The 20,593-nt window shown below is 65.9% G+C and carries 14 protein-coding genes; 5 read left to right on the top strand and 9 right to left on the bottom strand.

Annotated elements, in window-relative coordinates:
* The first annotated feature begins 2 nt into the window (after positions 1 to 2).
* The 3 genes from VGN72_22180 to VGN72_22190 are packed head-to-tail and all read left to right on the top strand — an operon-like array spanning position 3 to position 2,939.
* Positions 3 to 1,157, top strand: a complete 1,155-nt coding sequence (locus VGN72_22180; GenBank protein HEV7302061.1) for an ABC transporter permease — start codon at positions 3 to 5, stop codon at positions 1,155 to 1,157.
* A gap of 15 nt (positions 1,158 to 1,172) precedes the next feature.
* Entirely contained in the window at positions 1,173 to 2,336 is a 1,164-nt protein-coding gene (locus VGN72_22185) for an ABC transporter permease (GenBank protein ID HEV7302062.1), read from the top strand.
* 51 nt (positions 2,337 to 2,387) lie between these two features.
* Positions 2,388 to 2,939 (top strand): hypothetical protein, encoded by a 552-nt coding sequence (locus VGN72_22190; protein ID HEV7302063.1) that lies wholly within the window; start codon positions 2,388 to 2,390, stop codon positions 2,937 to 2,939.
* A 168-nt stretch (positions 2,940 to 3,107) separates the two neighbouring features.
* Here VGN72_22190 and VGN72_22195 read toward each other — a convergent pair whose 3' ends face one another.
* On the bottom strand, positions 3,108 to 4,019 hold the full coding sequence (locus VGN72_22195; GenBank protein ID HEV7302064.1) for a prepilin-type N-terminal cleavage/methylation domain-containing protein: 912 nt from the start codon (positions 4,017 to 4,019) through the stop codon (positions 3,108 to 3,110).
* Between the two features lie 518 nt (positions 4,020 to 4,537).
* Here VGN72_22195 and VGN72_22200 point away from each other — a divergent pair.
* Both VGN72_22200 and VGN72_22205 read left to right on the top strand, forming a co-directional pair.
* The gene (locus VGN72_22200) at positions 4,538 to 5,530 is read left to right on the top strand and encodes a glycoside hydrolase family 130 protein (protein HEV7302065.1); all 993 of its coding nucleotides are present in this window, start codon (positions 4,538 to 4,540) and stop codon (positions 5,528 to 5,530) included.
* Between the two features lie 69 nt (positions 5,531 to 5,599).
* Positions 5,600 to 7,633 carry an alpha-amylase family protein gene (locus tag VGN72_22205; GenBank protein ID HEV7302066.1) on the top strand — a complete coding sequence of 678 codons (2,034 nt, stop codon included), beginning with the start codon at positions 5,600 to 5,602 and terminating at the stop codon, positions 7,631 to 7,633.
* Positions 7,634 to 8,039: 406 nt separating this feature from the next.
* Here the strand turns inward: VGN72_22205 and VGN72_22210 are convergent, their stop codons facing one another.
* The 8 genes from VGN72_22210 to VGN72_22245 all read right to left on the bottom strand — a co-directional run bounded on the left by VGN72_22210 (position 8,040) and on the right by VGN72_22245 (position 20,447).
* Positions 8,040 to 9,536 (bottom strand): sulfatase-like hydrolase/transferase, encoded by a 1,497-nt coding sequence (locus VGN72_22210; protein HEV7302067.1) that lies wholly within the window; start codon positions 9,534 to 9,536, stop codon positions 8,040 to 8,042.
* A gap of 21 nt (positions 9,537 to 9,557) precedes the next feature.
* The gene (locus tag VGN72_22215) at positions 9,558 to 11,039 is read right to left on the bottom strand and encodes a sulfatase-like hydrolase/transferase (GenBank protein HEV7302068.1); all 1,482 of its coding nucleotides are present in this window, start codon (positions 11,037 to 11,039) and stop codon (positions 9,558 to 9,560) included.
* Positions 11,040 to 11,074: 35 nt separating this feature from the next.
* Positions 11,075 to 13,852, bottom strand: a complete 2,778-nt coding sequence (locus VGN72_22220; protein ID HEV7302069.1) for a hypothetical protein — start codon at positions 13,850 to 13,852, stop codon at positions 11,075 to 11,077.
* A gap of 116 nt (positions 13,853 to 13,968) precedes the next feature.
* A complete protein-coding gene (locus VGN72_22225; GenBank protein ID HEV7302070.1) occupies positions 13,969 to 14,721 on the bottom strand; it encodes a DNRLRE domain-containing protein in 753 nt (250 codons plus the stop codon).
* Positions 14,722 to 15,020: 299 nt separating this feature from the next.
* Positions 15,021 to 16,217 carry a LacI family DNA-binding transcriptional regulator gene (locus tag VGN72_22230; protein ID HEV7302071.1) on the bottom strand — a complete coding sequence of 399 codons (1,197 nt, stop codon included), beginning with the start codon at positions 16,215 to 16,217 and terminating at the stop codon, positions 15,021 to 15,023.
* A gap of 395 nt (positions 16,218 to 16,612) precedes the next feature.
* Complete coding sequence (locus VGN72_22235) at positions 16,613 to 18,022, bottom strand: sulfatase-like hydrolase/transferase (protein ID HEV7302072.1); 1,410 nt, start codon at positions 18,020 to 18,022, stop codon at positions 16,613 to 16,615.
* Between the two features lie 57 nt (positions 18,023 to 18,079).
* Positions 18,080 to 19,045, bottom strand: coding sequence for a hypothetical protein (locus VGN72_22240; GenBank protein ID HEV7302073.1), 966 nt, complete (start codon positions 19,043 to 19,045; stop codon positions 18,080 to 18,082).
* A gap of 28 nt (positions 19,046 to 19,073) precedes the next feature.
* Positions 19,074 to 20,447 (bottom strand): sulfatase-like hydrolase/transferase, encoded by a 1,374-nt coding sequence (locus VGN72_22245; protein ID HEV7302074.1) that lies wholly within the window; start codon positions 20,445 to 20,447, stop codon positions 19,074 to 19,076.
* Positions 20,448 to 20,593 lie beyond the last annotated feature (146 nt).

Here is a 20,593-nt window from a genome sequence, read left to right on the forward strand (position 1 = left end):
AGATGATCTCAGCCAGATTTCTACCGCTCGTGCTCAAACAGCTGACGCGCCGCCGCGTGCGCACCGCGCTGACGCTGCTGGGCGTGGCGACGTCGATGTTCCTGTTCTCGGCGGTTCAGGCGATGCAGAGCGGCGTCCGCGAGGCGACGACCGAGTCGTCGAAGGAGACGACGCTGGTCGTCTACCGGCAGAACCGCTACTGCCCGTTCACCAGCCGCCTGCCGCAACACTACGAACAGCGGATCGCGGCAATCTCGGGGGTGACGGGCGTGGTGCCGATCCAGATCCTCGTCAGCAATTGCCGCGCGAGCCTGGACGTCGTCACGTTCCGCGGCGTGCCGGCCGAGCAGGCGGAGGGCGTGTTCCGCAAGTCCCTGCGGATCGAGGAGGGCTCGCTGGACGCGTGGCTGGCGCGCAGTGATGCCGCCCTGCTTGGCAAGACGCTGGCCCAGCGCCGCGGCCTGAAGGTGGGCGACAACTTTCAGGCCGCCAGCGTGACCGTGACGGTCGCCGGCATCATCGACTCCGACCGCGAGCAGGACCACAACGTCGCCTACGTTCACTTGCCGTTCCTGCAGCAGTCGGCCGGTCTTCGGAAGCTCGGGCTCGTCACGCAGTTTAACGTAACCGTCGATGACCCCGCCCGGTTCGAGGAGGTCGCCAAGGCGATCGACGCCGAGTTCGCGTCCGATACGGACCCGACGAGCACGTCCAGCGAACAGGCGTTCGTGGCCCGGGCGGCGCAGGACATCATCCGCGTCGTGGAGTTCACGAACTACCTCGGCTGGGCCTGCCTGCTGGCGGTACTGGCGCTGGTCGCCAACGCGATCGTGCTGAGCGTGCAGGATCGGGTGAAGGAACACGCGGTGTTGCAGACGCTTGGTTACAAGCCCGCGATGATCGGCCAGCTCGTCGTGACCGAAGGCTTGTTGGTGGGCGTGCTCGGCGGCCTGCTCGGTACGGGTCTGGCCGCCGGCGCGCTGGCTTGGCGGACGATGAGCCTGACGACCGAGGGCCTCAGCATCAGCGTGCGATCCGACCCGTGGATCATCTTGACCGGGCTTGGCATCTCCGCCCTGCTCGGCATTGTCGCGGGGCTCGTCCCGGCGTGGCAGGCGTCGCGGCGGCAAATCGTCGATTGTTTTCGCGCGGTGTAGAAAGGACGCAGGACGATGGGCATCCCGCTCGACTACGCCATTCGCAACCTCGGCCGCTCACCGACGCGGCTGCTGCTGAGCCTTGTGGGCAGCACGCTCGTCGTGCTGCTCGTGCTTGCCGCCGGTGGCTTCGTGCGCGGGATGGACCGCAGCCTGACCCTCCGCGGTGGGCAGGGTAACGTCATGCTGTTCGGCGCCGGTAGTGAAGAAAGCGTGGAGCGCAGCGAGATCAGCCCGGCCGTCCCGAGCCTCGTCGCTGCGAACGTGCCGGGCATCCGAACACGGCTCGGCGTGCCGTACGTCTCGCCGGAGGTGCACATGCAGACGACGGTCCAGCGCACGCCGGACGATGAGACGAACCGCCAGGTCCTGGTTCGCGGGGTGACGCCAACCGCATGGCTCGTCCATTCCGGCTCGCGCGTCGCAGAGGGGCGGGCGCCCGAGGCAGGCCGCGACGAGATCGTCGTCGGCCGCTTAGCGTACCGCCGACTTGGCATGCGGCCGGACGAGCTGACGATCGGCAGCCAGCTTTGGTTTGACGACCGATTCTGGACCGTGGTCGGCATCTTCGAGTTTCCCGGCTCCGTCACCGAATCGGAGATCTGGTGCCCGCTGACCGACCTGCAGATCGCCGCCCGGCGCGACAACTTATCTTGCGTGGTGGCGACGATCGACGGCGAGGATGGCTTTGACGACGCCGATGCCTTCGCAAAACAACGGCTGGACCTCGAACTAGTGGCGCAGCGCGAGCAAACCTATTACGCGAAGCTGGCCGGGTTCTTCGCGCCCGTGCGCGCGATGGTCTGGGCGACTGCGGTGCTCATCGCCAGTGGTGGGCTGCTGGGCGGGCTGAACACGATGTACGCGGCCTTCGCGTCGCGGGTACGCGAGGTCGGCGCGCTGCAGGCGATGGGCTTCAGCCGGCGGACGATCGTCAAAAGCCTCGTTCAGGAATCGGTCCTGGCGGCGATGGCCGGCACGGTCCTGGCCCTGCTGATCGGGATCACGCTGCTTGACGGCGTTACCGTGCAGTTTTCCATGGGCGCGTTCGGCCTAGCGATCGACGGCAGCGTCGTGCTGCTCGGCGTCGCCGCCGGGCTCGCTGTGGGATTGCTGGGGGCCGTGCCGCCGGCGGTGCGGTGCCTACGGTTGCCGATCACGGACGCCTTGAAGTCCTGATCCCGTTTTACAGAGAAATTGACGAATCCGTTAGTATTTTAGGAGATGACCATGAAGAATCGTTCACTTGCCGCGACCCTCGTTCTCACCGCCGCTCTGTTCGCCGGGTGCGACGATGCCCCGTCCACCAATTCCAACACCGGTACGCCATTGCCATCGGCCGGGGCCACCGAAGCGGCAGCGTTGCCGTCGAACCTGCGATTGACCTCCGCGCCGGCCGGCGCGACGGACATCACGGCGGCCAAGGCGTCTGTGAAAGACGGTGACCGCGTCGTGATTCGCGGCGTCGTCGCTGGCCGTGTTGATCCGATCGCGGAGAATCGGGCGATCGTGACGCTGCTCGACGCGGGCATCGCGACGTGCGACAAGAACCCGTCGGACGGTTGCCGCACCCCGTGGGACGCCTGCTGCGAACCGGCCGACGTGCTGTCGAAGAACAGCGTGACGGTGCAGGTGGTCGACGCCGACGGTCGGCCGTTAAAAGCGTCACTGGCCGCCATCGACGGCGTCAAACCGCTGGCGAAGCTCGTGGTTTCCGGCGTCGCAGATGTGAGCAGCGACGGGGTCGTCCTCGTCAACGCCGACGGGCTATTCGTCGAGTAGTTTGCGGAACAACGTTCGAGTAAAGCAGCGGCTAGTGCTCGAACAGCAAGGCCGGGCACTGCGCGGGGGTCTAGGGAACCGCGGCCCATTCCCGGAGCGACGAACGCGAAGCCTTTACGGCCAGCGCCGTCGCTGTCGTTGACCAGCACCCAATTCTGAGGCAGGAACTTAGTCACGGGCCCGCGACCACATCCGCCCCACCGCGCCGTACGCCGGCATCGACCCGGCGGTGGGGTAGAGGGTGCGGTCGTAGGTGTCCCACAGCGACATCGTCTCGGCGTGGCCGTCGACGAAGGCGAAGTTGTAGGTGCCGTTCACCTGAGTGAACTCCTGCCCCATCTGCCCTTTGACCAAGCCATGAGCCGGGAGGACATTGGCGATGGTACCGCCCGCACCACGGTCGCGGACCAGCATCCAGCCGGGGTTGTAGACTCGACCATTCGCCCCGCCGGCATAGTTGTCGGTGTGCTGGAGTTCGACGAGCATCAGCGTGGCCGCCGAGTCGCGGACGTCGGTGATCCTCGCTGAGTAAGGGGGCACGGTCGATGGCAGGAAACTTTCGCCGGCGATGCCTGTTAGCGCCGACGTGGTCCCCGGCCCGCCACCACGGAGAATGGCATAGCTGCGGGGCTTGGGACCGAACGCAGGCCGTTCGACGTCGTCCGTCGGGCACAGCAGCACCTTCGGCCACCAGCGGAAGTAATTTGTGTTCGAGATCGACCCGGACCACTTCGCCTCGTCGCTCATGCCGCTCACGCCGAGTTGACGCGAGATCAGGTCGTCCCACGCCATAAGCCCGTTACCGGAGACCGTCACGCCGTCCTCCGCGAGAATCTGCGCCGCCGATTTCTGATACGCGGCATAAGGCAACTTGCCCTTATTCTCGTTGACGTACATCTGCACCGCCATGCCGATCTGCCGCATGTTGCTCAGGCAGACCAGCTTGTTCGCCTGCTGGCGCGCCTTGTTCAACGACGGCAGCAAGATGCTGATCAGCAGTGCGATGATGCCGATCACGACCAGCAGTTCTACGAGCGTAAAGCCTGGACGGGACGATCGGCGGCGGACGGAACGAGACATGGAAGCCTCCACTTTTTAGAGCGACGAACTTCGAGACGTGAGCGGCGGGTCGCCCCGTCCAACCATTGGGCACGCGGGGAGCAGTTTCCCGCGTGAAGGCAATCATAACACCGCAATTCAAAAAGTCAATAAATCGGTTAATATCGGTTGTGTTGGCTCGTATCGGGACATTCTTGACGATCGCCGTGAGCAAGAGCCCACGCGCATTGTCCCCCCGCGGCCATACCGCTCCCACCGACTTAGCCAATCAATCTATCTTGCTATTTCGTCATCCGGCTCAGGCGCCCGGCAAACAAGGTAGGCGGGGATGATTTATTGACCCCGACGCGCGAAATGCATATATTAAACGAGTTATCTGCCTGGATCCGCCGGCTCCGTCTTGCCCGTTGTCTGCCCGATGGCGACACTATCCGGGACGGCGATCGCCCTGCTGCTGAAGCGACGAGCATCAACATCTGCGGGGCGGGCATCCTGTTGCACCGCCTGATTCACGCCCCGATGCCAGACCGAACTCCACAATGACTGACCTACCCTACTTCCCCGATTATCACGATGCCGACTTGGTTCGACGCTTCGAGGGCAATCCGATCCTGACCGGCCGCAGCTTCCCGAAGTCGGCGGGGATCGCCCACGTCTTTAACAGCGGGGCTTGCAAGGTCGGCAACAAGTACGTGATGGTCTGCCGCACCGAGACGCTCGACTTACGGCCGGCGTTCTGGATCGCCGAGAGCGATGACGGCGTGCGATTTACGCCGCGCGCCGAGCCGATCAGGATGCCGATCGACGACCCGATGTTCCGCCGATATGCCGACATCAACTACTACGACCCGCGGATCACGTGGCTCGAGGGGGCGTGGTACGTCATGCACGCCTGCCACAGCCGGCTGGGCGACTGCCGCATCTCGCTGCTGCGCACCACGAGCTTCGACAACGACGACTTCGAGTGGCTGGGCTTCGTCAGCGACCCCGGCCAGCGGAACGGTGTGCTGTTCCCCGAGAAGATCGGCGGCCACTACGTTCGCCTCGACCGCCCGCAGACGAGTTGGGAAGGTGGGAACATGTGGGTGAGCCGGTCCCCCGACCTGATCCACTGGGGCCAGAGCCGCGCGGCCTTGGCGACGGACGACCTGTCGTGGGCCTGGACCAAGGTTGGTGGCGGCGCGCCGCCGATCCGCACCGACCGCGGGTGGCTGAACATCTTCCACGGCGTGCGCACGCAGGTGAAGGCGCACCTCGTCTACGAGGTCGGCGTCTGCCTGCACGACCTGGAGCGGCCGGAGGTCGTCACCCACCTGTGCCGCCAACCGATCCTCACGCCGATGAAGCTCTACGAGCACGTCGGCCAATCGCCGAGCGTGGTCTTCGTCTGCGGCGCAATCGTTGAGCCGGACGGGTCGGTCAAGCTGTATTACGGCGGGGCCGACGCCGTGCAGTGTGTCGCCTTCACCACGCTTGCCGAGTTGCTCGACGCGTGCGAGCCCTTCGAGTCAACCACCGCCGTCCCCCGCTGACGCCGCCGTAAGGTGTCACCATTCACGACCATCTGGCCAGATCCGCCGAACCTGTTAGGACCCACTGATATGACCTACGAGCCCCTCGATGACCGCCGCTACCGCCAGGTTCACCTCGACTTCCACACGAGCGAGCACATTGCCGACGTTGGTGCCGAATTCGACCCTGACGCGTTCGTCGCCACGCTCAAGCTCGGCCACGTCGATGCGATTAACCTTTTTGCCAAGTGTCATCACTCGTGGAGCTATTACCCGACGGAGGTCGGCCAGCGTCACCCCAATCTCGTGCCCGGCCTCGATCTGCTCGGCGAACAGATTAAGGCGTGCCACGCCGCGGGCATCCGTTGCCCGATTTACTACACGGTCGGGTGGAGCAGCAACGATGCGGCCGACCACCCGGACTGGTGCGTGCGGCAACAGGACGGCTCGCTGTTGGCCAACATTGCGGCGTACGACCTCAACGCTGCCCCCGACAAGCTTAAGCCGGCCGGCGGTTGGTTTTTCCTCTGCCCCAGTGGCGAGTACCGCCGGCTGATGCTCGAGCAGACGCGCGAGATCCTTGAGACCTACGAGGTCGACGGGCTCTGGTACGACATCTGCAATTTCGAGACGTGCTGGTGTCACAACTGCCGCGCCGGCATGAAGGAGGCGGGCTACGACGCCGAGAAGGTCGACGACGCGGCCGCTTACTGCGTCGACAAGTGGGAGTCGTTCATGAAGGCCTGCCGCGACTTGATCGCGGAGCGGCGGCCGGGGGCGAGCGTCTTCTTCAACGGGCTGGTCCACGTCGTCACACCGCCGCGCATTCTCGCCCAGCAGACGCACTACGAGCTCGAGGACCTTCCGACGGTTTGGGGCGGCTACGACAAGCTCCCCCCACGGGCGCGCTTCTTCGCCGGCGACGGCAAGAAGACGATCGCGATGAGCGGCAAGTTCCACACCGCCTGGGGCGAGTTCGGCGGCTATAAGCACCCCGACGCCCTGCGCTACGAGGCCGCCTCGATGGTCAGCTTCGGTGCGATGTGCAATTTCGGCGACCAGCTCCACCCCTCGGGCAGGCTCGACGAGCAGACCTATCGAAACGTCGGCGAGGCGTTCGAGTACGTCCGGACGCTCGAGACCTGGCTGCCCGACGCGAAGCCCAAGGCGAACCTCGGCGTCCTGTTCAATGCGGAGACGAGCAACCGGTCCGTCCACGGCACGAGCAGCTCGCTGCACGACGAGGGGCTGTGCAACATGCTGCTCGAGTCGCAGATCGACTTCGAGCGCGTCTACCCCGACCGCGACCTGTCGCGCTTTGATGCGATCGTGCTGCCCGGCACGCGCAGCCTGACGCGCGACACCGCCGCAGCGCTGCAACGGTTCACCGTCGCGGGCGGACGGCTGTTGGTACTCGGCGAGGGCTGCCTGCTCGCTGGCGCCGACGAGCTCGCCCTCGACATCGGCGGCGAGTACCTCGGTCATGCGAATTTTCAGGTCGACTACACGCTTGCCGGCGACGCACTGCGGCCGTTGGGCGACCTGGGCGTCGGGCCGTTCCTCAACTACACCGCCGCCCCGCGGATCAAGCCGACCGACGGTCAGGTGCTGGCGGCGATCCGCGAGCCCTACTTCGACCGCACCTACGGCCGATACTGCTCGCACCAGAACACGCCCTACGTCCTGCAGGACGCGCCCCATGTAGCCGCCGTGCGCAAGGGCAACGTGCTGACGCTGCCGCACTCGCTCGGGCTGCTCTACGCTAAGCACGGCGCCCGCGTCCATCGAGAACTCGCCACGGCCGCGCTTAAGCTCCTGGGCTTTGCGCCGACGGTGACGGTCGAGGGACTGATGAGCGCCGGCCGCGTGGCCCTCTACGAGCAGGCAAGCCACGGCCGACACGTCCTGCACCTGACCTACGCCGTGCCGACGCCGCGCGGTCGGTGCATGGTGATCGAGGACCTGCCTACCCTTCGCGACGTCCGTGTGAGCGTAAAGCTCGATGGCGTGACGAGCGCGCGACTCCCGCTGCGCGGCGAGACGCTGCAGGCCAACCGCGAGGGCGACCGCCTCACCTTCACCCTTCCTCGGCTGCGAATGCACGAACTCGTCGAGTTGACGTAGCCGTAGCCGACCGGATTGGCGCGGCCGCTTTATCGGCGGCCAGTGTTGAACAGTTTCACTTTCAGTTGGAACCGGCGCAGGACCCGTTGTCATCCCGATGGGAGCGGTAGCGACCGGAGGGATCTCGACTGACTCACGGTGCGGGCCGTGGGAGATCCCTCGGGTCGCTACCGCTCCCATCGGGATGACAGTACCTTGACCCCCTACGTTAAAGGAACGTGCTCCGGCACGCACGCCGAACCGCAATCCGGCCGCTTAAGCGGCGTCGCTGGCCGTTGCGATATTGAGGGTGCGCCCTTTGCGTGCGTTCCCGCATCATCATGCGCGACCGACGGCACAGCGGACGATCACGGATCGCACTTGTTGAAGGCAACCCGTGGGGTCGAGCTTACGGGTCAAAGCGTCATCATCCAAAGGATCGCCGCGGGTGGGCGGCGCCTTCTTCCTTCATCTTCTGACGGGCCAGTTCAAGGAGAAGATCCGCGCGGAGCTCGGGTTCCTTGTCCCACAGGTTGTCGTACTGGTCCGGATCCTCCTTCAGGTCGTAAACCTCGCCTTTCGCCTCGTCGCGGTAGATGACCACTTTGTGAGAGTCGTTTACATAAGTGGTCTGATAGCAGTTGGCGGTAATATTGCTCTCGATCAGCGTTCCCGAGCGATAACGGTCTAAATTTCCTTCGAGGAAGCCGAGCAAGTTCATTCCCTGGATTCCTTGTGGAACTCCCAAGCCTGCCAGTTGCAGGAAGAGGCGCGGCAGGTCGACGAGATTCGCGATCGCGTCCGAATGCCCCTTCCTCCATTTCATGCCCGGCGCCCAGATCATCAGCGGCACCCTCTGGCAGTCCTCGTAGGCGGTCAGGCCTTTGCCCCAGAACCCGTGGTGCCCGTGCATCTCACCGTGGTCCGAGGTGAAAACGATGACCGTGTTCGCGAGTTCTCCCGTCTCCTCAAGCAGCCGGATGACGCGCCCAACCCGATGATCGATAAACCCGATCATTCCGACGGTCGCCTGCAGGGCGCTGACGGCCTGCCCGTCGAGCCGCCTTCTTGGGAAGACGCAGGGGGTCATGAACTCGTCGTCGACTGCGGACCAATCCCCCCTCAAGGCGGCGGCGTAAAACACAGGCTTGTCGTCGAACTCGCCCGGCCGATCGCTCTCGAAAGGCTTCAACTCGGAGCGGTCGACCCTGCTGTACCACGGCTCCGGGCAGTACATCGGCTCGTGCGGGTCCTCGAAGCTCATCCAGAGGAACCAAGGGTTGCCGGGCTCCCGGTACTGCTTGAGCCATCGTTCGGTCTCATTACCTACCCACGCGGTATTGTGATGTTCCTCGGGAATGTCCCACGGGCCGGCATACTCTCCGTCATAACTTCCGTTCATCCACTTCGGGAACCATTGCGGTTCGGTGACGCCCTGCCGTTGCAGGTAGCGTTTGTAATGCATTTCAGGCACGGTGTTGGCATTGTGCCCGGACGCCAACTGAACCTGATCGAACCCAACGTAGGGACCGTCGAAAGGATTCGCTTCGGTGGAGCAGTACTCTCCGATGGCCGCAAGCAGGTGGCCTTCTTCCTTCGTTCTTTCAGTGAAATGCGACTTCCCGACGAGGGCGGTCTGGTAGCCCACCTGCTTCAGGCGCTGGGGCACCGTGAGCTCGGGAAACGGGTCAGCCGTGACGCCGAGCGTGTGGCTGCGGTGCAGGGAGGGGTATTGTCCCGTGAGGAGCGTCACTCGCGTCGGCGTACAAAGCGGTGAGGGACAATAGGCGCGCGTAAAATGAACGCCTTCGCTGCCGATGCGATCCAGTGCGGGGGTGGTAATCCCCTTTAGGCCGGTCAGCCCGGTGTGGTCCCAACGCTGTTGATCGGTGGTGATGAAGAGGATGTTCGGGCGTACGCTCATCGCATCGTATAGGGAGGCGTGTTAGTGGACGTGCAATATGCCGCGCCGGATGTCGCCGAGGTACTGCGTGGGTCCCAGGCCGCTGTGGTCCTGCGCCCGCAGCTCATTCAGCGGTGGCCGCGACCGGCCGAAGTTTGCCAGCTTGCCGTCACGCAGGTGGTCGTGGCCCGTCTCGCGCAGGTGGTCGACCAGCATGCCGTGCAGGCGATTGGCCTGAGCGCCGCCGAGCGGGTGCAGGTCGTGCGGGTCCGACGCGGTGTCGAAGCAGAGCGACGTCCCGTCGTCGGCGGAGTAGAGGAACTTGTAGCGCCCGTCGTGGAGCAGGTGCGCCCGCCCGATCTGCCCGTGCATGACGTGACCGCCGGTGGTCGCCCCACCGCGGATCGAGCCGATCAGTGATCGGCCAGTCACGTCATCGGGGACCCGCGCGCCTGCGGCCTCGCACAGCGTCGGCAGCAGATCGACCCACTCGACCAGCTCCCGGCTGACCCGCCCCGGCTGGACGCCCCACGATTTCGGTGGCCGCACGATCAGCGGCACGCGCGCACTGCACTCCAGAAAGGTCCGCTTGCCCAGGCAGGCGTGGTCGCCCAACGCCTCGCCGTGGTCGCTCGTGTAGACGATCAACGTCTCATCGAGGTCGCCCGCTCGCGCGAGCTGCGCCATCAGCCGGCCGATCTGGTGGTCGAGGTTCGTGACCATCCCGTAGTAGACCGCCCGCATCGCCCGGATCTGCGCCGGCGTCATCGGCCGCGGGTTGATCGCGTGGCGGAAGCACCAGATGTCGAATGGCTCGGCGTCCGTTCCGACCCAATCGCCGCAGACCGGTTCGGGAATCGGGGCGTCGCGGTACATCGAATAATAGGGCTCGTGGATCAGGTACGGCGGGTGCGGGTCCTGGAAGCTGGCCCAGAGCGCGAACGGCTGGCGTCGGTCCCGTGTTTCGAGGAAGTCGCACGCTCGGTCGACGATCCAGTCCGTCGTGTGCAGGTGGGCCGGGAACGGGCTGAGCGTCGGGCTCGACTCGTTGTAGCCCACGCCGGCGAGCATGCCAGGTCGACCGGTCTCCACGAGCTGCTGCCGGCGCAGCGACGCGAGCCAGGTAACGTGCTCGAACCCGCCGCGGAAGTCGGGCTCGGTGTTCCAGTGCGTCTTGCCGACCAGCTCGGTCTGGTAGCCGGCGGCCGTCAGCAGCGCGCCGAGGAAGTCGCCGCGGGCGCGGTCGACTCGGTAGGTGTCGCTGTAGTCGCAGCACCCATTCTCATGGCCGCGCCGGCCGGTCACAAGCGAGGTTCGGGCGGGGATGCAGACCGGACAGTCGACGTAGGCATTGTCGTAGCGCACGCCCCGCAGCGCGAGCGCATCCAGGTGCGGCGTGTCCAGACACGGGTGACCCGCGCCGCCCAGGGCGTCGGCGCGGTGCTGATCAGAGGTGATCAGCAGGAGGTTGGGGCGGGCGTCGGGTTGGTCCGGGGCCGGCGGATGGGTCATGGTTTCGCTCATCAGGCGCCTCTCGAAACGGCCGGCCAAGCCCGGCGTCAGTCAGCCGCGCGGAGCAGTGCCGCTACCCGCGCCTGGGCGTCGACCCCGGCCGGCAGCGATACGAACGCGGGACGGCCTGACAGCCGGGCGCCGACTGCCAGATCGTTGCCGTACCAGTCGCGCACCGCCACGTCAGCCGGGACCGCGTTGAGGGTGATCTCGCCCGACCGCGGCAGCAGCACCACGACCGACGCGGCCTCGCCCTCGCTGCCTCCCTCTTTCTCGCCCGGACGTCGGCCCTCGAAGTGATAGGCCTCTACGCCGTCGGTGGGCGAGAAGTGCCCGGCGAAGCCGAGGCCTTCCAGATGCCAGAACAGGTTCGACAGCGTCGAGCCGAACGGTGGCAGGTGCCCGTCGGCGGCCAGCATATCATAAGTCGGGCGGTAGGCGGTGCGCGCCGAGAAGGTGTAGAGGAACCACTTGGCCTCGCCCGCGGCCAGCCGTGAGACGTAGACCCGCACGAGCTGGTCGGCCTGATCCAGCGCCGCGACACGCCGACCGAACGGGGCGGCGTGCTCGTACCAGCTGCCCTTGGCGTGCGCCGGTGGCATGCCCGACTCACCGTCCCACACCGGCAGCCCCGGCCGCCCAAATTCCTCAGCCAGCGCCACGGCCGCCTTGGGGTGTTTGGTCGAGGCGACGTCACCAGGGAAGCCCGCCGGCGCCGTCACGCCACCGTAGTCGTGTACGGTCAGCACGTCGGTGTACTTCGGCTCGAGCACCCCGAGCGCCGCGATCCGCCGGTCGTTTTCCCGCGCATCCTCCGTGTCGTAGGCCCCGCCGATGTTCCAGCCCACCAGCGCGTCGGGGTCGGCGGCCCGCACCGCGTCGGCCGCGGCCTTGTGCAACGCCGCGTATTCGGCCGGCGTGCCGCGGACCTTCGCGCCGTCGCGGAAGTCGGTTACGAAGAACCGCGCCCAGAACGGCTCGTTCCACGGTTCGTAGACGTCGATGCGACCCTTATACCGCTCGACCACCTTGCCCACGTAGCGGGCGTACTGCTCCACGTCGGCGGGCACGACCTTCTTCACCCAATAACCGTCAATCGAGGCGAAGTCGCCCGCCTTGCGGGCCCATTCGGGCGTGAGGCCAAGGATCGCCATCATGCCGAATCCGTGGCCCTCAAGCTCCTCGACGAGGTCGTCGGGCTTGGACCAGTCGAACGTGCCCTGCTTCGGCTCGACCGTCGGCCACTCGAGGACGTCGAACAGCCGGGCCCAACGGAAGCCCAGCCGCGCCGCGGCGTCGATCTGCTCGGTTGAATCGTGCCAAACGTGTACCCCGAACGGAGAGTCGGCCAGGAACCGCCCTGCTGCCCATGGACGGCGGATCTTGTGGGCCACCAGTTCTTCGAACGGTGAGATTGGCTGCCCCGAAGCGTCGAACGCCCGCGCCTGGACCAGCAGCGGCCCGAACGCCATTGTCGCGGCGTCTACGGTGACCGTCGCCTTGGCCGTCCCGCCTGTCCCGTCCGCGTCGGACTTGGGGTCGGCCCGCACCTCTGTCATCTGCCCCAGACCGTCGGTCAGCGTCAGCCGGACGTGGTCGAGCGTTGACAGCTTGCCCCAGGCATGGACGCCAAACTCGATCGGCTCGTCCTCGTAATGCACGCCGAGCGGGACGGCGTCGGTCAGGCCCAGTTCGACCGGTGCGGCGCGCACGAAGTCACTCGCTGACGTGCCGACCTCGACCATCAGCCCGTCCACCAGAACGTCCGGCCCCGCGCCCTTTACGACGAGCTCGGCAACGTGGAAGCCCTCGGCTGCCGACGGTAGCGTCGCCGTGTGGGTGATCCGCCGCCACTCGTCGCCGAGTTCGTAGCTCTTGGAATATTGTGGCGCCCACCACGGCTGGGCGTCATCGGGGTAGAGTCGCGCCTGCACCGAGCTTTGCCCCGGACCGTCCTTGCGGGCCCAGAAGCTCAGCGTGTACGGCCCGCCCACCTCGGTTGGCACGCTCAGGTAGACCGACGTGTTCTGCCCATGGGTGGGGCCGTCCACGTCGAACCGCATCGCCGCTACACCGGTGGGGCCTGTCTGGCCGGGGTCCGCACGAACCTGTGGCGGAACGCTCCACGCCGCCGTCGCGCCGGCGGGCTGGCTGCTTGCATCGAGCAGGTTCCGGCCGGCCAAGGCTGCGCGCTCGGCCTCGGCGTCGCGCCGTACCGCCGTCACCCGCAGGTCGTCGATGAGGTAGTCGCCAGCGCGGGCGAATCGCAGTTCGATCTGCCCGCCGTGCTCGTTGTTGGCCGGTGGAAACCGGACCTCGGCCCGCTGCCACTCGTTGGTGCTGGTGACGGTCCGCCCGGCGATCACGTTCCACTTCCGATTCGGCGCGTGGGTCTCGCGCAGGTTGACGACCACCGGCTGGCCGCCGCCACGGAGCAGGAACGACACGTTGATCTCACTGGCCCCGTCGAGCGGGATCGGTCCCGGCACGAGCAGCATCACCGCACCCTCCGTGACCTCGCGGACCTCGATCGCCAGCGCGGTCTCCTCCTGCCCACCGGTCCCCGCCGCCGCGGCAAAGTCCGCGGCGATGGTCGCCCAGTTGCTATCGATCCGCAGCGACTTGGTGTCGGCAGGGAACGAGCCGGTCAACTTCGCCGTTTCGCTACCTTGGACAGGGGCGAAAGGACCCTCAAAGTCCTGCGACGCCAGCACGCTGGCGTCGGCCGCGGGGCGGGTCGCGGGCTGGCCGGGTAGCGAGGCGGGCGAGAACAAGACCGCGAATAGCGCGGCAGGCAGGCAACACGAGAGAAAGCGAATCGGCATGGTGAATCTCTTGTCGCAGGAACGAAACGGCGGCCCCGGCCAAGGGCCAAGGCCGCCGGATATAGAGCGGGTCGGGCATGGGGTCCGGCCCGCAGTTGAGTCTAACGTACCATCGCTTAGGCCCGGCGGCGGCGGAGGAGCGCTGCGCCCAATCCCGCGGCGATCAGGCCCACGCTTGCGGGTTCGGGGACGGGGGCGGGGGTGAAATCGACGGTTAAAGTCGGGCGACGGTCCGCGAAGTCAGTCGCGTTCGCCGAACGGACGTTCACGTTCCCAGTCGCCGTGGGCGCATGCAGCATCCACCCGAGGTTCGCCGTCGGGTTGGCCGCCCATTCGGCGAGAGAGGTGGAGACGTTGACCGTTCCGAACGCCGCGTCCTGGCCACTGCTGATCGTGAAATTGGCATTTGTCTGGGTGGCGTCCGTGTCGGTGCCGACGATGATGCCGTCGTTAGCGGTCGAACCGGCGTTGTTGAACGTGACGGTCGTCGCGTTGAACGCGCTAGTCAGATCGTAAAGCTGCGCAGCATTCGTAAAGCCGCCGTTGGGCCCACGAGTGAAGCCAAGCGTCGCGCTGTTGATCGTCGAACCGGCCGGGATCTGATTGGCGCCCGGGCCGAAGAGGTCGTCGAACCGGATCAGGAACTGGTTCTGGCCGGTCACGCCGCTGGTCGTCTGCACGCCGAAGAAGCCGTTGGCCGACGTGTTGTTGTTGTTCGTCGGCTGGGATCCAAAGATCGTCGTGTCGACCGTGCCCGCGTACTCATTAAGGCCGTTGCGGAAGGTGATGGTATCGGCCGACGCCAGTGGCGCGAGGCCGAGAACCGTGGCAAGGGCCGCTGTGAACGCAAGGGTGGACTTTAGCTGCATGGACTCCTCCGAGATGTGGTCAGTCGAAAGGCCGTTGCAGCACACATTCCGCACCCTATACCCTTCGCCTATTAAACGAATAATATACTGGTAAATGCGGCTCTGTCAAGCGGATTTTGGCCAAGTGCTGCGGGCGGGCCCAGCGGGTATTCAGGGGCTCGAGCACCGCGTCGGCGAACGCTTTAGGCGACCTCGCGCGAAGTGGATCGGTCCGTGACCCCGCCGTTGCGGCGCGCCGGAACCCTTGTGTCGCAGGGATAAATGCGGGCAGGTTTCCCGCAGCGGGCTGGTCGGCAAGATCACTGGCGATCTTGCCCGGTTTTTGGGGCACCGGCGGGCCGAGGCGGGCCGACGCTGGCCCGCTCGATGAAATCGAAAGGCACGACCTCGTCGTCGGGCGGCGGAAGGAGGGGGTCGGCGACCGGTCTGTCGGCCGCGCCGGAGACCGTCTTGCTCTTTCCCCGCTTGGCACGACGGGCTGCGGCGCTGCCCTGCTCGATCTGGGCCAGCAGCCGGGTGGTGGCGCGGTGGCCCAGCAATGCGTAGTCGGCGCGCAGCGACGTGATCGGCACGGCGAGGGACTCGAAGATCCGGCTGTCCTGAAGCGACACGAGGCTGTAGTCGTCGGGGCACGCCATCCCAAGCAGCGACAGGCCCTCGCGGATCAGGACGGCCATGTGCTGGTCGTAGGCGACGAACGCCGTCGGTGCCGAGGCGTCACCGCGGAGCATCGCCCGGACGGACGCCAAGCCCGCGACCAGACGAGGCGACCGGTCGGCGGCGTGGTAGAGCTGCGGCAGCCGCTCGATGCACAGACCATCGTCAGCACCGCCCCCGCCGCCAGCCTCCACACCGCACAGCCCCGCCGACCGGACGGCCGACGTGAACCCCGCCAGCCGGTCGGCGTGACACTCGCGGTCGAACAGGTCGACCTGCAGCTCCGCTTCCTCGATGCCCACGAAGCAGATCCGCCGGTGGCCTCGATCGACCAGGTGACGCACGGCCGTTTCGGCGGCGCCCCGCTGGTCGAGCCGCACGCACGGCACGCCGCCGCGCCCGCGTGCGTTGATGATCACGCACGGCAGGGACACCTTGCGGACGACCTCGATCTGCCGCGGTTCGACGACGTAGTCGAGCAGGCACCCGTCGAACCGCCCGTCGCGGAGCATGTCGTCCTTGCCAGGCAGCACCGAGGCGAACGTCAAGTGGCAGTCGTCGGCCGAGAGCCCTTCATCGAGCCCACGGACGAGCTCGGCGTCGTGGATCCGCGTACCAATGTGGGCCGCCGACAACAGCCCAACGAGCCGCGTACGTCCCTTACGGAGCGACGCAGCCTTCCAGTCCGCCCGATACCCGAGCTCGACGGCGACCTCCCGCACCCGCTGCGCCTTGGCCTCGGACACGCCGATCGTGCCGACCGCGCCGCTCAGCACCATGCTGACCACCGGCGTCGACACGCCGGCCCGCTCGGCCACCTGCTTCATCGTCACAGCCACGGGTGCGTTCTCCTGTCAAGCCTGAGCACGTCGCCTTTACTGAGCCGACTGTCCCTCCAGACTCGCTCGTACAGTCTACGCCATGCGGGGTCAGCGTCCAAAAGTCTCCCGAACACCTGCTCCGCGCCGAGGGGTTCGCTGAGGGTTACGGCAGGCGTGAATGAATTGAGGTGTGTCGCATCGCAGGCATTAGAAGCAATTTTTCGACAACCGAGCCCGCCCCACCCATCTTGCGACGACCCCACGTGCTGTCGCTGATGGCTCTAGGCACATGTGAAACTTGTTTCACGCGCGTGCTCCGAGAGAGCCATGACGCGCGTTACGAATAAGGACGTGATGGGCATCGGCATCCGGGGGTGGTCCGACCAAGGCGAACATCACCTGCAGCCAAACTTTCAATAGGGCCAGGTCCGCGGTAAGGCGCGTTCCTTTTCGAATAGGTGGGTCAACAACTGATGACGCAGGCGGCTAATGGTCTGCGCTGCCCCGGCATGGCCGCTCAGGTCGCGGTACTCGCCGAAGGGGGAGCGCATATCGAACAGTTCCTCTCGGCCATCCCGGTGAAGAATGTAGCGGTGCTCAGGCGTGCGCAGCGCCTTCCATGCGATGTCTTCAGTCAAGGCGAACTCGTCGTCGCAAGGGGAATCGAGCCATTGTAGCGTGGCCCATCGCGACGCGCCTTCGAGTTGCGGAGGACGCGTCTTGCCTAATGCATCGAGCACAGTGGGTAAGAGGTCCACCGCCTCTACCAGGCGGTCCACATGCCGGCCCCCGCCCTTGATGCCGGGGCCCGCCAGGATGAGAGGCACGCGCGTGACACAGTCGGGGGCCGGGTAACCCTTGCCCCAACGCAGATGCTCGCCGAGGAACTCTCCGTGGTCGGAGGTGAACACCACGAGCGTGTCATCCGTGAGGCCCAGCCGGTCGAGCGTTCGCACAAGTTGGCCGACCGCTTCATCGACTTCCGACACCATCGCGTAGTAGCCCACCTTGGCCTGCACGATCCGCTCGTCGGTGATTCCCGCGGCCAGCCGCTCGGCTTCAAGTTCTGGCGGGAATGACCACGGTTCAATCACGCGGCCACGGTACATATCAAGGAACCGCTGCGGGGCGATTAGCGGTGAATGGGGGTTGTAATAGCCGCTGATGCAGCAGAACGGACGACGGTCCGCGGCGCGCGATTCCAGGTAAAGCTCCGTGCGCTGGGTCACCCAGGACGTGTGGGTCGCTTCCTCTCGTCCGGGGTAGGCCCGGGTGCCGTAGGGATCCAGGTCGCGTGGCCGCTCGATGCTGTCCTGAATCGCCATCACCTCGCACCACCGCTCCAAAGCCGGAGGGTGAGCAACCTGCGCGATGTGGGAAAGCTCCTCCGGGTGGTGTCGCGACACCCAGGCCCGGTATGCGTCGTGGTAGACGCCCGGCTCGTCGCTGATCTCGAGGTGGTCGAAGCCGTAGTTGGGGTGCGGCAGACGGTGGTCGCGGTTGGCGTGCGGCAGGAAGTGGAGCTTGCCGATCTGCGCAGTGGCGTAGCCGTGGCGGCCGAGCATCCGTGGCAACACCTCAGCGTCTTCGGGCACAGGCACACCCATGTGTGTCACGCCCAAGCTCGAGGGGTACCGCCCCGTGAGCATGCTGTAGCGCGACGGCATACACAGGGGGTGCTGCACAAAGCAATGTGAAAACCGCACGCCCTGCGATGCCAGCGCGTCCAGATGAGGTGTGAGGACCTCGCGGTTGCCGGCGCAGCCAAGCGCATCAAACCGCATCTGGTCAACGTAGATCAGCAGGAGGTTAGGGTCTGGCATCGGGCGAGTGCTCTCATGACAATGCAGGAGGATTGGCTTTCCGTCGCGTCGGCAAGATCACTTGAGTATGCCGGCGGGCAACCGCCCCATCATCAGCGGCTCGATCACGTCGTTGGCGAGCGCTCGGGGCGATTGCCGGTCAACGAGCCGACCGTGCGATGCAAGCCCCGAGGCGGGCCGGGTCCACGTGGTACGGCCTGCCGGGTCGACGATGCAGCGCTCATCCCACAAGGTGTCGAGCCAAGGATTGTCGGGTAACGCCGCATGCAGGACCGTGATTTGGTCCCATATCGACCAGGGACGGATGGGGGTAGCGCCACCCTTTACCCACCACGGTGGGTGGGCAAAGAAGTGGTCGTACCCAACGCGCACCGGGTGAGACAGCGGCAACTCTGCCAGCCGCTCGCCGGTGCCGTAGCCGTGCTCGAGCGCGCCAAGTTCGAACGTGCAAAACTCGATTGGGCATTGAAGCGTCTCCAAGACGCGAGCCGTCACTCCCGGCACGCCCCACGCGGCGAAGTTGGTCTCGGGCTTCGTGGTGGCACTGTGATGAAATCCCCCCATCACCACCACCCGCTTCAACTTCGCTTCCACGAGTTGAGAGCCCGTCAACTTGGTGACGGCGTCGGCGGGTGAGGTGAGCAGTTGATCCAGCAGAAACAGCGGGCCGATGGTCGCGATCGTCACCGACGCGTCGTCCGCGTCGGCCAGCAGCCGGCGGTAGAGCGCAGTCGAAAGCGGCACGTCCCGCATGTCCAGTGATACGTGCGCCGCCTGCGCCACTGCGTCGGCGTAGCTGCCCTCCGACCGCATCGCCCACGGTGGCCGACCCACCGGTATAGCTCCAGCATCGAAGAAGCGATTCGTTGCTACGATCGCTTCGACCGCCCCACTTTGCGGCGTGACGCTCATCACGCCCAGCAGCTCACACAGCCCGGCCGCGCGAAGCGTGTGCAGCACCGCCAGCGCGCCCAAGTCGTCTACGTCTCCACCCAGGTCAGTGTCGAGGATAATGTTTTCCATGGCGTGGCGTCGGGCTCCTGGTCAACCGTCACAGCGTGGGATCAGAATACTCTTCACGCAACGTTGTGAGCCGGCGCTCAAGTTCGTAACGGATCGGAGCGAACTCGGGAACCTCGGCGATGTTGCGCGTCTCCCAAGGATCAGCGGCCATATCGAACAGCTCGGTTTGCCCGAGGGCAGGATAAACGATCAGCTTGTGGGCGTCGGTGCGCACGGCCCGCTGGGTTTCCTCGTAGGCGAGCAGCAGCGCGTCGCGCGAGGATCGGCCGGTGCCGTCGAGTTCAGGTCTTAAGCTTGCCAGTTCAACGGTGTCGGCCGGCGCGATCCCCGCCAGATCGCATAGCGTCGGATGGATTGCCTGCATCAGCGTGGGCACCGCCGACCGCCGGCCCGCCGGGATGCCGGGGCCGGCCACGATCAGAGGCACTCGTACCGCGTGGTCGTAGAGGCTTTGCTTGCCCATGAGCCCGTGTTCGCCGAGCGACAGGCCATGATCCGCGGTGTAAACGACGATGGTCTCTCGCTCCAGATCCAACGCCCTCAATGTCCCAAGGATTCGACCGATCTGCTCGTCGAGGTGGCCGAGGATGGCAAAGTACTCTTTGCGGTGCAGGCGGATCGCTTCGGGGCTGCGGGGGTAAGGGGCCAGCGTTTCGTCGCGGATGCCGTTTGCGACACCCAATGGATGCCGGGGCATGATGTTGGGGGGCAGTTCAATCGAATCGGCGTCGAACCGGTCGAGCCAGGCCGGCGGCGCTTGCCTTGGGTCGTGCGGGGCGTGGAACGCGACGTATCCGAAGAAGGGTTGCTCTCTCTTAGCGTGAGCGCGGAGCCGATCGATCGTAACGTCGGCCCAATGTTCGGAGCTATGCCGTGTCGGGCCGCTGTAGGCCGGCGGGTGCATGTCCCCCACGGCCGTGACCGCAAGGTTCTTCAGCGGCAGCCAGTGACCCGCGCGGGCCGTGTCGGCGGGATCCCACGCGTTGCCGGGGGCGGGGCGTCCGTATGCGTCGCCACCTCGCGGCGTCGAGTCCATCATGCCGCCTGCGAGGAGTTGGCCGTCAGCGAACGAGCGCCGGGCCGCATCGTCGCCGTTGTGCCACTTCCCGACGGCAAAGGTCGCGTAGCCGTGATCGCGGAACGTTTGGCCAAGCAATGGGTAGTCTGCCGTGGAATCGCCACCGGTCCGCCACAGCGATCGGCCGGTGTGCAGCATTGCCCGGCTGGGGGCACACACCGCCGGGTGCATCGAGCCCATGTTCATTGCCGTCGTGAAGCAGGTGCCCCGCGCCGCGAGCTGTGACAGGTTTGGTGTGATAGCCTGCGTGCTCGTCACGCCGCCAAGAAACCTTGCCGCGTGATCGTCGGCGATCATGAACAATACGTTGGGCGGCTTAGCCATGATAATTCGATTAATATCCCACCGCTCTCCGAATTCGTCAAATGGTGCCAGCAGCTTGCCGAGGCAAGCGAACGCGAACGCACGAGCTGCATCGGCCCTGACGGGAACGTCGCGGCTACTTCGATCCGGGTTACCGTCGGACAACG

The sequence above is a fragment of the Tepidisphaeraceae bacterium genome (assembly GCA_035998445.1).
In the GTDB taxonomy this organism is placed as follows: domain Bacteria; phylum Planctomycetota; class Phycisphaerae; order Tepidisphaerales; family Tepidisphaeraceae; genus DASYHQ01.